Raw genomic sequence first — 15507 nt, 5'->3', positions numbered from 1 at the left:
AATTATTCTCCACTCGGCGCTGCAATAAGCACGGTCACGCCCTGATTTTCAATATTGAGTTTGTCTTCATCACTAATGTCTTCATCAGTAATCAAAACAGAAATGTTTTTCCAGCTCAGCTCTAGGTTAGGCATTTTATGCGTTAATTTTTTTGAGCTGGCTAATACCGCCACCTTTGTCGCAGCCTCGGCCATGGCACGGGTCACACCAATAAGCTCGTTAAAGGTGGTAGTGCCTCTGTTTACATCAATGCCCGCTGCACCAATAAGTGCAATGTCAAAACTATAGGCGCTAACTAACTGTTCAGCCATTGCACCTTGGAACGACTGAGACTGGGCATCCCATGTCCCCCCCACCATTAACACCGTAGGCTCTTTAGCACTTTGGGTAAGGTAATTGGCAGTAGATAGTGTATTGGTCATTACCACTAAGTCATCAATATCCGATAGGTAAGGTAAAACTGACGCAGTGGTTGAACCGCAATCTATGACTATTTTATTGCCCGGTTTAACTAAACCTGCCGCACACTGACCTATGGCTTTAGTTATTGGGCTACCGTTCTGGCTTGAGTAAGCTTCATTAGTGATGGATTGAGAAGAGTGAGTATCTAAGGCTACTGATGGCACAGGCATTGCGCCGCCAAACTGGCGAATCAGCAAACCTTGCTGAGAAAGGGCAGCAAGATCTTTTCTTATCGTGACTTCAGAGGTAGCAAAACGCACGGCCAAATCTTCAACTTGTGACTGACCGCGTTCTTTCACCCACGCCACTATCTGCTGGCGGCGCAGCTCAACTGATTGACTACTTTTCAATATAACCTCGATGGCTTTACGAATTACTTTAGCGCTTGAGTACGCGTTGGGAGTTCGCGGTATAAACACACCAGCTCGTTAGCTTCATAAATATTTCGTAAAAAATACGCTTCTCGCACTTCATAACTTTCAAAACGAAAGTCATTAATTACAAATTGAAAGCATCGTAAGTTAAATTGAAACTTTGATCAAGATAGTTTGTTTAAATAAACGACAGCGTTTGCTTTTGCTCACTTGCTTGTATAGCTAATTCAATGACCTTGATAACAGGTACAACTGTGCTTGCATCAGCTGGCGAAAACTTACCGTCTTCAATAGCGTGAGCAAGACGATTGAAAAACGTCAGGTATTCCCCTTTGCGCGTTTCGATAGTTTCTTCCAGCAACTCGCCACTTTCGCTTGCGACCGTTAGCACACCATGCTCTTTATCATTGGTTAACGCCCAGCTTGCATCGTCAAAAGACAGCCCGGCACGTAACTGGTTTTCTTGTGGGTCCAGATGAAACTTTCGAAAGCTACCTTTTGTGCCTTGTAGGTCGTAGCGCAGGGTTGCTCCCGCCTGAAAAGCTGAGCTACCCAATTTTATAACCTTATCGCCATAGTGAAGCGTAATATCAAAAGTGTCATCTGATTGCCCGTTTTCACGTAACGCCATTATATTTGCAGACACTGCTTTTGGGTTGCCAAAAAGCTGCAATGCTTGGTCTATTAAATGCGGCCCTAAGTCCCAGAAAATACCGCTGCCTGGGCCTTCGTTTTCACGCCACCTATCGCGAGGAACTGGGCGGAAACGATCAAAACGGCTTTCCAAGCGTTTAATCTCACCAAGAGCACCGTCGTCGATAAGCTTTTTAATTGTAAGGAAGTCGCCATCAAAGCGCCTGTTCTGGTATACACAGAGCTGTTTTTTCTGGGCGTTTGCAAGCTCCACAAGAGCTTGTGCTTCTTCGCTATCCAATGTAAATGGCTTTTCAACTAGCACATGGCAGCTATGCTCTAATGCCAATTTAGCTTGCGGACCATGAAGGTGATTCGGCGTAGTAATAACCACTAGGTCTACGTCATGAATTTTTAGCGCTTCTTCTAACGAGCTGTACACTTCAGCTTCAGGCAAGAGCGCCTTAACCACATCGGGTTTTGAAGAAATAACCACATCTACCGAGAACTGCGGAAGATAATTTAGAAATGGTAAATGAAACGTAGTGGCTGAAAATCCAAAGCCAACAAGAAGAGTAGATATCATCGCATATCCTTGTGTAACGAGAATTAAGAGGTAAGTAAACACACACTATCAGTTATGATAGATGGAGGAAACCTCAGATAGTTCATTAGTTAGAAGATGTGAAACAAATAAGATAGCAGGATGAGTTGCGTTTATACCAACACAGTAGACGTAAAATTTAGCCCTCTGGTTTTATCACCTTTCTAACTGGGCGATATTTTAATGGGACTGAAGAAGAAACTGGGCTAGCTAATCACTATTTGTGTTTGCCAGCCCTAATTCATCAAGTGACCCTTTAGCGTCCTTCAATAAGGATACGCCTTTATTTTTTGGTCGGTCGTGGCCAATTTGGAATATTGCGCTGTTTTCCACGAGCAACGGCTAGTGCGTTTTCGTCTACTGTTGACGTAATTACAGAGCCTGCACCCACAGTGGCGCCATCACCAATGTTTACCGGTGCGACAAGTGATGAGTTGGAGCCGATAAAAGCGTTTTCGCCTATCACGGTTTTTGATTTATTCACGCCATCATAGTTACAGGTAATTGTACCTGCGCCAATATTCGCTTTGGCACCAACTTCTGCATCGCCTAGATAGGTTAAATGGTTCGCTTTGGCACCTTCACCTAACGTGGCCTTCTTCATTTCTACAAAATTACCCACCTTGGCATTTTTCAACATGACTGCACCAGGGCGTAATCTTGCGTAAGGCCCGACTGTACACGCTTCACCAACATTGGCATCTTCAACAATAGAATTTGCTTCGATGACCGCGTTATCGGCAATAGTACAGTTGCGCAGAATACAGTTAGCGCCAATGGTAACGTTACTGCCAAGCGTAACCTTACCTTCAACAATAACGTTAACGTCGATAATTACATCGTTGCCGGTTTCAAGCTGGCCACGTAGGTCAAAACGAGCGGGGTCTAGCAAGGTCACGCCATTGGTCATTAGCTCTTCGGCTTGACGGTATTGAAGCGCACGTTCTAAGTTAGCTAGCTGCAAACGGTTATTTACGCCTTCCACTTCTACAGCCGACTGCGGCTGAGCAGAATTAATGCGCTTGCCTTCAGCGGCAGCCATTGCAATAACATCGGTAAGGTAATATTCACCCTGTGCATTGTCGTTGCTTAACTCCCCCAACCAGCGCTTAAGGTCTTTGCCAGACATCATCATCATGCCGGTATTAATTTCTTTAATTTCACGCTGTGCTTCTGTAGCGTCTTTATGCTCAACTATCGCGGTGATATTGTCATTTTCGCGAATAATGCGGCCCATACCTGTAGGGTCATCTAAATTCACAGTCAATAAGGCTAAATCACAGCTTTCCTTTGCTGCTTTTAGTGCACTCAAAGTTTCTTCACGGATAAGTGGGGCGTCGCCAACAAGAACAAGTACATCTTCATCGTTATTAATATGTGGAGCAGCTTGCTGAACAGCGTGACCTGTTCCTAACTGTTCGGCCTGTAAACACCAATTTAGATTGTCTTCAACTATCGTTTCCTTTAGCTGATCACCGCCATGGCCGTAGACCAAATGAATATTATCAGCACCCAATGACTTAACGGTGTTGATAATTCGCTGCACCATAGGCACGCCACCCACTTTGTGTAATACCTTTGGCAACGCCGACTTCATACGGGTACCTTTACCCGCTGCTAAGACAACCACTGAGAAAGCCATATAATTCCTTTATTTCGCAAAGAGAATGAAAAAACGGAACATAGTGTAACCAAGGGCCAACGATATGTCAGCGATATCTTTGATGCGAGGTCTGACCGGACGACTTTGCGTTGCGCTTTCGCTCTTCGTTATTTAGTCTAAGTTAATCCAAATCGCCTAGTAGTTAATCATTGCAACAGGTATACTCGAAACCTAAGTAAGGTTCAGTCAGGCAAGGGAGCATGCGCAGTCTGTGAACACATTTCGTACACTACACAGAAGTATTCTGGTGTTATTTGCGGTAGTGGTTATCGCTATTGTAACACTGGTTCATTTCAGTATTTCAAAAATCGTTGCCGAACAAAGTCGAGCGCAGCAACAGTCATTGTCACCTGCTATTTCACTTATTGTTGAGCAGCTTCTTAAGCCACTGCATATATCTGAAGCTTTAGGACATTCTACCGAACTGGTCGACTTAATGGATGGCGATACCATCGATCAAGAAGCCGTTTTCAAAACATTGGATCGTCTTGAAAATGAATTTGGATTGTCTTTTTTCATCGCCAGTGAAGCAGACAGAAAGCAATACAATTCCGATGGCAGCATTATTAACCTTATTGAAGGTGAAGTGAGCTGGTACTTCAAATACCGTGACTATCCCGCCGATGCCGTTGCCGATATCGGCAAATGGGAAGACACGCATTTTTACATTGATATAAAAATCCACGATGAAGATGACCGCTTCCTAGGCTTTTTTGGCTTAGGAAAAAGCTTACGTAGCTTTATTGAAGTATTTGATACCTACAAACAAGAGTACGGCTATGACTTCTTATTTGTAGATGGCGAAGGTGACATTATGTTGTCTTCAGATCCAAGCCTTATTGCCTCTTATTCTGATTTTACCAACTTATCGGAACTACCCTGGTATGCCAGTCTTCCCATGACTATTCAAAGCGAGCAAGCGCTGAACAATAAGTTAGTCACTATTGATCAAAAAGACTTCCTTATTGCAGAAGTTAAGCTGAATCAATTCGGGTGGACAGTATTTCTTTTAAGTCCGCTAGAAGACCGCCAAGCAGAAATTTCTCAAGCGTTCATCTTTAGCGTGGTAACACTGCTGGTTGTCGTATTCTCACTGTTTTTGCTGATCTACAATCTTCTGTATTATTTCAGAAAAGATATGCAGCCAGACTTAGTGGTACGTCAAAGCAACCGTCTGCCTGAAAAGGATAATTTACAGCTTATTTATAAAACGCTATTGGCCGAGCACAAATCGCTTAGCATTATGTTAGTCAGCGTTGATACACTTTCAGAAATTGTTGACGCCCATGGACGCAATGCGGGCGATGACATTCTAGATAAAGTGGTATCTTACTTAGCTGAGAACATGCGCGAACAGGATGTAGTCGGTAGATGGAGTAGCGCTGAGTTTATTATTCTGCTGCCTCACACTGGCCCTCATGTGGCATTCGACATAGCACAAAACCTTCGCCATGGCATCGCTACGCTTCCCCCTCTGCAAGATTTACCGGAGGTAGTCATTACCGCTTCTATTGGTATTTCATATACTGCGTCAACCCGGGCTATGCACGAGGTAACCGCGCATGCTGAAGACGCGCTTTATCAAGCTAAGCGCGACGGCAGCAATTTGGTAAGAATGCAGCTGATAGACTAGTCAAAGCTGGCTTTAGTTTAAGCAGGTTTAACCTTAAGGCGTTTTCGTTTGAAAACGCCAGTGGTTAGCGCAACACCGAATAAAATCATTAAGCCTCCCACTATGGTTTGAACAGACAAATGTTCCTGCAAGAACAGTACACCCCAAATAATGCCAAAAAGCGGTACTAGATAAGCTACGGTAATAGCCTTTGCTGGGCCAATATCGGCGATAAGTTTGAAATACAATATATACGCGATACCGGTACCACCGACGGCCAGCGCTACGGCATTTACCCATGCATTAACGCTTGGCATTGTGTCTGGCAAAGTTGCAAGCGCAAAGGGCGCTAACATAATGCTGGCCATAGCTTGACTGCCTGTGGCCACAACTAAAGGCTTTACACCCTGCAGCCATTTTTTCATCATGCACGCCGCAATTCCGTAGCCTGTTGTAGCTAAAAGCGCAGTTAGAATAGGAAGAAAGCTAATATCTCCCTCGCCAAGCTTTTGCTGACTAATAACGGTAACGCCTACAAAGCCAACAAAGAGCCCAACGACAGCTGACTTTGTTAGTTTATCGCCCAACCAAAGCCAAGCAACAATAGCCCCAAACATGGGTGCGGTAGCGTTTAGAATAGCGTTAACGCCAGCCTCTAAGTGCAGACTGCTGTAATTAAAAAGTACAAATGGAACGGCGGTGTTCGCCAACCCTACTAGCGCTATGGCAAGCCAGTGATGCTTAATATCTTTAACCGAGCCACGCAATAACAGTAAAGGAAATAGCACTGCAGTTGCTAGCAATGTACGTATTGCCACCAACACATAAATGCCAAATTCTGGTGCCGCTACACGCATAAAAATAAACGAACCGCCCCAAATACCCGCTAACACCAGAAGCGAGAGAATGTCTCTTATTGCCATTTTTCTATCACCATTCTCTTATAACCCATTATTTTAGGACCACAGCACCCCTTGGGCTCCCTCCAAATTCAGTAAATACTGCTTACGTGGTAAACCACCCGCGTAGCCCGTTAAGGTTTTATTACTGCCAATTATACGATGGCAAGGTACTACAATAGCAATAGGGTTACGACCATTTGCCATACCCACTGCCCTAACGGCTTTTGGGTTACCTATTGCTTTGGCGATATCTAAATAGCTGGCCGTTTCACCATACTTTACTTGCTGTAATGCCTGCCACACTTGGTTCTGGAACACGGTTCCCTTAGGAGTAAGCGGTAAATCGAATTCCTGAAGCCGCCCATCGAAGTACGCCTTAAGCTGACGACAACCTTCATCAGTAACTGCGTTAGCGCAAGAATACGTACGAGCGTAAGCCTCATCACCAAGGGAATTGTATTGCTCAGCTTCATCTGCGTTTAAAAACGCAATGGCTGTTATGCCTTCATCAGTTGATTCTATTTTGACTGGGCCTTGCTCGCTATTAACGAAACCTGTGTATACCATGATTAAGCCTCTTTTTGCTGATTGCCAAATTGCCAAAGCTGAAGGGTTAAATAACTGCGCCATGGTGCGGCCTTATCAGGCTCAATCGGATACTGCTCTGCCACTTTACGAACAATTAAATCGCCCCCAAGATAGATATCTGGATTTCTCTCGCCACGCATTTTTAAATAATCCAGTGTCCAAGGGCCCACGCCCTTAATTGCAAGAATATCTTCATGGGCTGGCATGCTATCGCCAACAAACAATTGTGCAAAGCTGCGTAACGCGTTTTTTCGCGCCTGTGGCATACGCAAAAACTTCAAGCTGTTGTCTGCGACTACTTCTGGGGTGGGAAAGCTATAGTGTTCCCTCGCCTCTAGTCCAGAGTCGTTAGGCGTAGTTGCACTCGGACGCCTTTCACCAAGTTGATGTACAAGTAGTGTAATCTGTCCAATAGCCGCTTTTACACTGACTTGCTGCCCGACAATAGCACGGCAGCCGCTTTCAAATACGCTCCACGCGCTAGGAAGGCGTAGACCTGTCGTTAGCTGCTTTTGCGATAACCCGGCCTGCATTAAGCTTTGTTCAATTAATAGTGGGTCGGCATGAAGGTCTAGAACCAGTTTTATGTTTTCTATTACGGTATGAAGAGCGCGTAAATCTGGCATATCAATGTGAACATTGAAGCCGTTGCGCGTGTGATCATGTTCTGCTTTGAAGACACCAACATTGGACTGACTTGAAAAATAGCGCTGATAACTGTTTTCTGTAACTAGCTCCATACCCTCAATGGCGCGCGCTGCTAAAAAATCACGTACATAGGGCCAGTTATACGGAGGACGATAAGCAAGAAACAGGGATATCGACTTTTGTTCAGCGCCCTGCTTTTTTCTAAGCTGTGTCGGCGAGCTTCCGCAATATTGTTCTACAGCTCGCTGTAATTGCCTAAGCGACTGATAGCCAGCGGTTACTGATATATCTGTCATAGACAAGTGGGTTTGTTGAATAAGCTGTTTTGCAAACAAAGTACGCTGCATATTCTGAAATTGTTTAGGCGATATACCTACCGCATTGACTATCAGCTTATTTAAGTAGCGTTCACTTATACCTAAACGGCAGGCGATATCAGCCACACTCTCTACAGGAATGGCAGATAATAGCGATAGCGCTCGACTTACTGTTGCGCCCACGCCTTTCCAAGCTGCAGAACGAGGTGCGCTGTCGGGTCGACACCGAAAACACGGTCGATAACCTTGGCCCATAGCCTGAGTAGCATGTTCGAAATAAGTAACATTCTCTTCTTTTGGCAAGCGCGCTGGGCAAATCGGCCTACAAAATATGCCCGTCGTTTTTACTGCAACGAAAAATCGCCCGTCGAAACGCGGATCTCTGCTAAGTCTCGCCTTGGAAAATACGGACTCAGCTAAACTTTCCCTTTCTGACGCCTCTTCTTCTTGCACAACATTGTTATCTAACATAAGTATGCAGCGCTCGCCCTTAACTCGTTACCAGAGCATAGTGTATCGCGTCTTTACTGTGTAAGTGCGACAAAATCGGTACTCTATAAAACCAGGGTTAAAATGAGTGAGTATAATTAGCGACATTTGATCATTGATGCGGCTAAACGCATAATAACAAAATAATAATAATGAACGTCCTGTGAAGTAACCTTGAAGGCACAGGCACAATGAGCTGACTATATGCTGAACTCTTCGCGCTTTTCACTACTTAGCCTAGCTACACTTTGGCTATTTGCGACACTAATGCTCATAGCTCAGAGTGCTTCTGCTGATTGGTTAGATGACTACGCAAATCACGTGAAAAAAGAAGCGTCAAAATACAATGTTCCTGGTTATGCATTTGTGTTTTACGAACAGGGAAAAGCGCCGCGGGTTTACGTTTACGGAAAGACCCGTAAAAAAAGCGGAAAGAGCGTTACTGAAGATACCGTATTCAGGCTAGCCTCTGTTTCAAAAACCTTCACAGCCCTTCTATCTGCTAAGCTTGTTGAGAAAAACCAGCTTAGCTGGGAGACCCCTATCTCCACTTTATTGCCCGACATACCTTTTACAGGAAAAGGTATGGGCGCGCTTCAGCTACAACATATTGTAGGGCAGTCCAGTGGCTTTATGCCTAACGCCTACGACAATCTAATTGAAGCCGATTATTCGTTAGAACGCGTATTAAAATCTCTCGGTGAGCTTGAACCCTTGTGTACACCTGGCGAATGTTACACCTATCAAAATGCACTTTTCGGAGCATTGGAGTACTACTTTAGCAACAATAATACTTCCTACTCGCGCCAACTTCAGGCAAACCTTTTTTCACCATTAGGTATGAAGACAGCCAGCGTTGGTAAAGGCGGTTTACTCGCATCCCAGTCATGGGCACAACCTCATATCGCCATTGCTAGAAATAAATGGCGTGAAGGCAAAGTTGAAAGTAACTACTACCGCTTTTCTCCCGCGGCAGGAGTTAATGCCAGCATTTCAGATATGACCATTTATTTACAGGCGTTGCTTGGCGAATTCCCAACGGTGATTTCTGATGAAATGGTGGACTATGTCACAACAAAACGAGTCAGAACCAAGCGTGAAACCTATCGCAGGGGTTGGCGCGGTATGATAGACGATGCGCATTATGGTTTAGGTTGGCGTATTTATGACTTAAATGGCGTGCAGCTTAACTATCATGGCGGCTGGGTAAAAGGCTATCGCGCCGACGTAGCCTTTATGCCCGAGAAAAAAGTGGGCTACGTGATGTTGATGAATGCAGAGTCAAATATGATTAACTCTACAACAGCGGAACTTTGGAAGCGCTATTTAAAAAAAGCCGATGCAGCTAATAAGTAGCGGCACCGGCTATATGAACCTGCGAACTTAAGTATAAAGAAATCGTAGACTCTGGATTATTTACTATTGCTTAAGGTAAGTGTAACCCGCTAAACACTTCTCGTAGAAATCAGTCCAACGAACCCCTTCACGAGGATTTAAGTTACCGTCCCACACGTGTTTGTCTATCATGCGCTTCACATCTGATGCCATTGCACGCGGGTTATATTGCATAACGTTAAGCACATCTTCTACCGACGAGCCTTTCACCACTTCTTCAATGTAGAAATCTTCCGGATCATCATCATAGCTGTAAATATGCACTTCATTTAAGCGGCCAAACAGATTATGCATGTCGCCCATTACGTCTTGATACGCGCCCGTTAAGAACAAACCAATGTAGTACGGCTCGTCCTTCTTGAGTGGATGCATAGGCAGCACATCAGTGATCTCACGACCAATAGTGAACTGGTCAATCTTACCGTCACTGTCACAAGTAATATCCACCAGTGAGCAATTAACCGTGGGCTCTTCATTCATTCGAATAAGTGGTACTACTGGCAGAAGCTGGTCGATAGCCCATGTATCAGCTGCTGACTGGAACACAGAGAAGTTACACAGATACTGAGACGACAAACTGTAATCTAGCTCTTGTAGCTCTTCAGGTACGTACTCTTCGTTGCGGTACCACTTCTGTAAGCGACCCATGATATCCCAATAAAGGGTTTCTATTTTGCCCAGCTCTTCAAGTGACAACACGCGAAGCTTAAACGCATCAAGCGCTTGCTCTTTATACTGAGAAGCATCGTTGTAAATCTCATGCATATTTGTTTGTTCATCAAACGTATCGGCAAGTTCACGCATGTTTTTCAAAAAGAAGTGCTCGCCTTCTTTTGCAGACGTATCCATATGCGATGCATTCGACTTAATCTCGCCCACAATTTCAGTGATAACACAGCTGTGGTGCGCAGTAATTGCACGCCCACTTTCACTTACCAAGTGCGGATGTGGTACACCTTCAAGGTCACACATTTCCTTCATGCCATAGACAACATCGGCAACGTATTCTTGCATGCTGTAATTACGTGATGATTCATTGGTTGAGTTACTGCCGTCATAGTCAATACCAAGACCGCCACCAACATCTACATAGTCCAGCGCAAAGCCCATTTTATGAAGGTCTGCATAAATACGTGCACCTTCGGTTACCGCTTCTTTAACCGCGCGAATATCGGTCAGCTGACTACCAATATGAAAGTGAAGCAGCTTTAAACAATGGGCCATGCCCTGCTCTTCAAGATAGCGGGCTGCGTTGATAATTTCAGTAATAGTTAAGCCGAATTTCGCACGCTCACCACCAGAGCTTTCCCACTTACCTCGCCCTTTTACGGTCATTTTAGAGCGCACACCGATAATAGGGTCGATGTTAAGCTCTTTTGAAATTTTCACGAGTAAAAGTAGCTCGGTATATTTTTCCACTACCACAACAACTTTGCGACCAAGCTTTCTGCCTAACAGTGCAAGGCGCATGACTTCATCGTCTTTATAGCCGTTAAGGATGGTCAACGAGTCTTCGTTGGTATTCATTGCCAATACAGTAAGTAGCTCAGCTTTAGAGCCTGCCTCTAGCCCATAATTGTAGGGCTTACCTGCATCAACAATTTCTTCAACCACTTCACGCATTTGGTTAACTTTTACCGGATACACACCTTGGTACTGGCCTTGGTATTCGGCTTCTTCGATGGAGCTTCTAAATGCTTTGTTCAAACCGGCAACTTGCGAACGCAAAATGTCGTGAAATCGCACTACAACGGGAAACTGTACGCCCTCTTTGCGGATATCTTCTATTACCGAGTTAAAGTCGATTCGAATGCTAGGATCTTCAGGAACAGGAGTAATATGAACATTGCCATTTTCACCAATTTGAAAATAGCCACCACCCCATTGAGACACGCCATAGACGCGCTCTGCTTCTTCGATGCTCCAATCTGACAATTTATTCACCTATGTGTAAGTGGGCTAGATTTATAACCTAGCAAAGTAAGTGCGAAAATAAGCCGCGTATTATAGACAACGCAAGGCTGAACGCGAGCCTTGTTGCGATGTAAAATATCTATTGTGGCGACTAATTTTGTTTATCGAACTAAAGTTTAGTTCAATTATGAGAAAGCCATATTTTGATGTATTGCACTACACTGTCATCGGCTTTCTGTGCACATTGCTCTATGAAATCTGTGATGCTTTTTGTACGGCTGAGCGTAAATTTGGTTTCAGCAAAAAATTTTTCTGCAATATGATTGGCTTTTGTCTCTTCATCCTCTAGCCAAAGCTCACTAACCTGATTACTTCTGTCTATTTTTATGGCCGCTTTCATTTGCGTGAACGTCTTCGCAGTAGGAATTTGCCATGAGCGCATATCAACAATGAGATGAAAAGGGCGCCCCTTGCGTTTATTGATTTCTTCTGCCATTACGGCGAGGTACTCAATATTGGTCGCCATCGTCCAATTGCCTCGAAGGGTGACCAAAATACAATTTTTAAACTGCTCTATTTTGTAACAAGTAGCGCGCGTCATAATTCGTCTCAAACTGGCGTCAAGTGCACTGACGTTTGTCCAATCCATAGTATGGAAGATGGACATTAACTACAACTTAAATAAAAGAGGCCAACAATGTTGGCCTCTGTGTGCAAATTATGCCTTGTATCGTTTAGTCGTCTCCGAACTCGCGAATAATGCTGTTAATGGTGTCTTTAGCGTCACCCAGAACCATGCGCGTGTTGTCTTTGAAAAACAGCGGGTTGTCTACACCGGCAAAACCGGCATTCGCAGAACGCTTAAGTACAAAGACCGTTTTCGCACGATGTGCTTCGATAACTGGCATGCCGTAAATAGGGCTGCCTTTCATCTCTTTGGCTGCTGGGTTAACTACATCGTTTGCACCGATAACAATAACCACGTCATAGTTTTCCATACGAGGGTTAACGTCATCCATCTCGTATAGTTGGTCATAAGGCACGTCAGCTTCTGCCAATAACACGTTCATATGGCCCGGCATACGCCCCGCTACAGCGTGAATGGCGTAGTCAACCGTACAGCCATTTTCCTCTAGCAATGACTGAAGTTCACGTACCGCATGCTGCGCTTGCGCAACCGCCATACCATAGCCAGGCACCACTAGTACTGCTTGCGCTGCTTCTAATACATAAAATGCATCTTGCGCCGCCAGTACTTTAATTTCACCCTCTATTTTTTCACCGGCTTCTACTGGCTTGGCAAAGCCAGATAACAGCACATTCATCAGTGAACGGTTCATTGCTTTACACATAATATTGGTAAGAATTAAGCCTGACGCGCCTACTAATAAGCCGGTAACAATCAATATTGTGTTGCCAGTAGCCAAACCTGCCGCCGACGCTGCTACACCTGAGTAACTATTTAAAAGCGCAATAACCACCGGCATATCTGCACCACCAATTGAAATGGTAGCCCACAAGCCGAAGCTTAGTGACAACGCAATAGCACAGTAAATCCAAAGTGGGTTGCTTGGGTCGGTAGTAAAGAAATAACCAATCACCACCATGCCAATTAGATGCAAGATGCTTAGCTCGCGAAGCCCTGTGAAAATAACGGCTTTAGAGCTCATTTTTCCTGACAACTTACCCCAGGCTACCACCGAGCCAGAGAACGTAATGCCCCCAACTAAAATTGTGAAAAACAGGGTAATAAAAGTAAACGCACTTTCAGTTTTAAGAGTAATTAGGCTCATTCCGGCTAATGTTGCCCAACCCAGAAGCAATGACGCTGCCCCACCAAAGCCATTAAATAACGACACCATTTCTGGCATTGCCGTCATTTCAACGGTCTTGGCTTTCCACGCACCAAAGGCGCCACCAATAACAAAACCTAGCAGGATGTAATGATAGCTAATAATCTGCTGGTCAAGCAGGGTGACGACGACAGCAACCAGCATACCAATGGCAGAAATAAAGTTACCTTTTTTCGCGGTATCTGGATGGCTAAGTAACTTAAGTCCTAGTATAAATAGTGCCGCAGCTACTACGTACGCAAGGTTTATTACGGTTACGATATCACTCACTTGCGTACTCCTTATTTATCTTTTTTCTTGAACATGCCAAGCATGCGATCAGTAACGAGATAACCACCCACCACGTTGATGCTGGCCAGCGCCACCGCTGCGGTACCAAGAGTGGTCGTTAGCAAGTTGTTGTCGCTACCCGAGGCTACCAATGCTCCCACTAACGTAATACCCGATATCGCGTTAGAGCCTGACATTAAGGGTGTATGTAAGGTTGCTGGGACTTTTCGAATTAACTCAAAACCCAAAAACGCAGCCAGTAGCACGATGAAAAGTAGGTAAATGATTTCCATGATTAGGCTCCTTTGTATGCGTTGTTAAGCATGTCGTTGGTAATGTTACCGTCGTGGGTAATAACACAGCCGGCCAGAATGTCGTCTTCTAAATTCAGCCCAAAGGTTTTGGTTTCGTCGTCAAAGAACTCATCCACAAGGTTGTAGATGTTATTGGCGTACATGTCGGTGGCGGCTTTAGCCACATACTGGCTCCAGTTACCGTTACCAATTACCTTTACACCGTTAACCTCAACCGTTTCGCCAGCAACCGAACCTTCAACATTACCACCTGATGTTGCGGCCATATCGACCACGACACTGCCTGGCTTCATGAGAGCTAATGTATCTTTTGATATAAGCACTGGTGGTTTGCGACCAAATAACTGCGCTGTTGTAATAACAATGTCAGAGTCGGCAATCGCATCACGCTGGGCTTCTTGCTGCTTTGCTTTTTGCTCTTCGGTGAGTTCTTTGGCGTAACCGTCCTTCGTTTGGCCTGTTTCCCCAATGTCAATCTTAAGGAATTTACCGCCTAGAGACTCTACTTGCTCAGCCACTACCGCACGGGTGTCGTAAGCAAGTACGTTAGCGCCTAGGCGCTTCGCAGTTGCGATCGCCTGAAGACCCGCTACGCCAGCGCCAATAATAAATACCTTTGCTGGTTTTATTGTTCCTGACGGTGTCATCATCATAGGTAATATTGATGGCAACTGGTTGGCTGCCTGCATTACCATGACATAACCTGCAAGACTCGCTTGCGAGCTCAATGCGTCCATTTTCTGTGCACGAGAAGAACGAGGGATCATCTCTACAGAAATAGCGGTTAGCCCCTTTTCTGCAATAGATTCAACAAGCGATTGCTGAAAGAAAGGGTCGAGATGGCCTACCACAATGGCCCCTTTTTTCATCAACGCTAGCTGTGCATCGGTGGGTTTGTTCACCGCCACCAGCATATCAGCTGTTGATAATGCATCATTCACATCATCGATAACAGTCACGCCTACATCTTTGTATTCTTTATCTGAATACCCTGAGTGTACGCCCGCCCCCGCTTCTAGCAGTAAGGTCGCTCCTTTTTTCACCAGACGCTGTGCACTACTAGGTGTAGCCGCACATCGCTTCTCCACATTATTTAGCGGATCTGGCGCTTTTGACTCATTTAATATTATGATTTTCACACGCTTCTCCTCACATTCCGGCTATCCGAGAATGACACTCTTTAATCAGTACTAAGCCATTTTATTCACTTATGCCTAGCATTCTCTAGAGAAATCAAAAACAGAACAGGCAATTTTTGTATTTATTTTGCTTCGAATAGCACCGCTTATTTCGCTTATTTTTCAAGCGAAACTGCGGCAAAGCTACGCTATATGGACATACATCACTAGTATCATTTACTTCGAAGTCATAACTAATATTTATATAGAAATGGCATACAGGCGATAAATAAAGTAGATGAAGTAGCATTTATTCTGTGAATACACTAATAATTGTGCATTTTTTAAACA

Annotated in this window: 13 protein-coding genes; 2 read left to right on the top strand and 11 right to left on the bottom strand. The window is 44.6% G+C overall.

Annotation, left to right across the window (positions count from 1 at the left end):
• Positions 1 to 2: 2 nt before the first annotated feature.
• The 3 genes from ACYX4M_RS08065 to glmU form a co-directional block, all read right to left on the bottom strand.
• Positions 3 to 812 carry a DeoR/GlpR family DNA-binding transcription regulator gene (locus tag ACYX4M_RS08065; protein WP_476082860.1) on the bottom strand — a complete coding sequence of 270 codons (810 nt, stop codon included), beginning with the start codon at positions 810 to 812 and terminating at the stop codon, positions 3 to 5.
• Positions 813 to 1014: 202 nt separating this feature from the next.
• Positions 1015 to 2055, bottom strand: a complete 1041-nt coding sequence (locus ACYX4M_RS08060) for a Gfo/Idh/MocA family oxidoreductase (protein WP_476082586.1) — start codon at positions 2053 to 2055, stop codon at positions 1015 to 1017.
• A gap of 301 nt (positions 2056 to 2356) precedes the next feature.
• Positions 2357 to 3715, bottom strand: coding sequence for a bifunctional UDP-N-acetylglucosamine diphosphorylase/glucosamine-1-phosphate N-acetyltransferase GlmU (gene glmU / locus ACYX4M_RS08055; RefSeq protein ID WP_476082585.1), 1359 nt, complete (start codon positions 3713 to 3715; stop codon positions 2357 to 2359).
• A gap of 232 nt (positions 3716 to 3947) precedes the next feature.
• Between glmU and ACYX4M_RS08050 the strand changes: the two genes are divergently transcribed.
• Positions 3948 to 5369 carry a sensor domain-containing diguanylate cyclase gene (locus tag ACYX4M_RS08050; RefSeq protein ID WP_476082584.1) on the top strand — a complete coding sequence of 474 codons (1422 nt, stop codon included), beginning with the start codon at positions 3948 to 3950 and terminating at the stop codon, positions 5367 to 5369.
• 17 nt (positions 5370 to 5386) lie between these two features.
• Here ACYX4M_RS08050 and ACYX4M_RS08045 read toward each other — a convergent pair whose 3' ends face one another.
• Genes ACYX4M_RS08045 through ACYX4M_RS08035 form a run of 3 tightly spaced genes read right to left on the bottom strand, consistent with a single transcriptional unit; the run spans position 5387 to position 8274 of the window.
• On the bottom strand, positions 5387 to 6271 hold the full coding sequence (locus tag ACYX4M_RS08045; protein ID WP_476082583.1) for a DMT family transporter: 885 nt from the start codon (positions 6269 to 6271) through the stop codon (positions 5387 to 5389).
• 33 nt (positions 6272 to 6304) lie between these two features.
• Positions 6305 to 6817, bottom strand: a complete 513-nt coding sequence (locus ACYX4M_RS08040) for a methylated-DNA--[protein]-cysteine S-methyltransferase (RefSeq protein WP_476082859.1) — start codon at positions 6815 to 6817, stop codon at positions 6305 to 6307.
• A gap of 2 nt (positions 6818 to 6819) precedes the next feature.
• Positions 6820 to 8274 carry a DNA-3-methyladenine glycosylase 2 family protein gene (locus ACYX4M_RS08035; protein WP_476082582.1) on the bottom strand — a complete coding sequence of 485 codons (1455 nt, stop codon included), beginning with the start codon at positions 8272 to 8274 and terminating at the stop codon, positions 6820 to 6822.
• Positions 8275 to 8496: 222 nt separating this feature from the next.
• Between ACYX4M_RS08035 and ACYX4M_RS08030 the strand changes: the two genes are divergently transcribed.
• On the top strand, positions 8497 to 9648 hold the full coding sequence (locus ACYX4M_RS08030; RefSeq protein ID WP_476082581.1) for a serine hydrolase domain-containing protein: 1152 nt from the start codon (positions 8497 to 8499) through the stop codon (positions 9646 to 9648).
• Between the two features lie 63 nt (positions 9649 to 9711).
• Here the strand turns inward: ACYX4M_RS08030 and speA are convergent, their stop codons facing one another.
• The 5 genes from speA to ACYX4M_RS08005 all read right to left on the bottom strand — a co-directional run bounded on the left by speA (position 9712) and on the right by ACYX4M_RS08005 (position 15177).
• Complete coding sequence (speA, locus tag ACYX4M_RS08025; RefSeq protein WP_476082580.1) at positions 9712 to 11622, bottom strand: biosynthetic arginine decarboxylase; 1911 nt, start codon at positions 11620 to 11622, stop codon at positions 9712 to 9714.
• Positions 11623 to 11782: 160 nt separating this feature from the next.
• Entirely contained in the window at positions 11783 to 12268 is a 486-nt protein-coding gene (locus ACYX4M_RS08020) for an arginine decarboxylase (RefSeq protein WP_476082579.1), read from the bottom strand.
• A gap of 67 nt (positions 12269 to 12335) precedes the next feature.
• Complete coding sequence (locus tag ACYX4M_RS08015) at positions 12336 to 13724, bottom strand: NAD(P)(+) transhydrogenase (Re/Si-specific) subunit beta (RefSeq protein WP_474829170.1); 1389 nt, start codon at positions 13722 to 13724, stop codon at positions 12336 to 12338.
• A gap of 11 nt (positions 13725 to 13735) precedes the next feature.
• Complete coding sequence (locus ACYX4M_RS08010) at positions 13736 to 14017, bottom strand: NAD(P) transhydrogenase subunit alpha part 2 (protein WP_476082578.1); 282 nt, start codon at positions 14015 to 14017, stop codon at positions 13736 to 13738.
• Between the two features lie 2 nt (positions 14018 to 14019).
• Entirely contained in the window at positions 14020 to 15177 is a 1158-nt protein-coding gene (locus tag ACYX4M_RS08005; protein ID WP_476082577.1) for an NAD(P) transhydrogenase subunit alpha, read from the bottom strand.
• Positions 15178 to 15507 lie beyond the last annotated feature (330 nt).

The organism is Alteromonas sp. ABV4_150, assembly GCF_056311745.1.
Note: the sequence above shows the minus strand (reverse complement) of the source record. Positions and strands in the feature narration are given on the sequence as shown.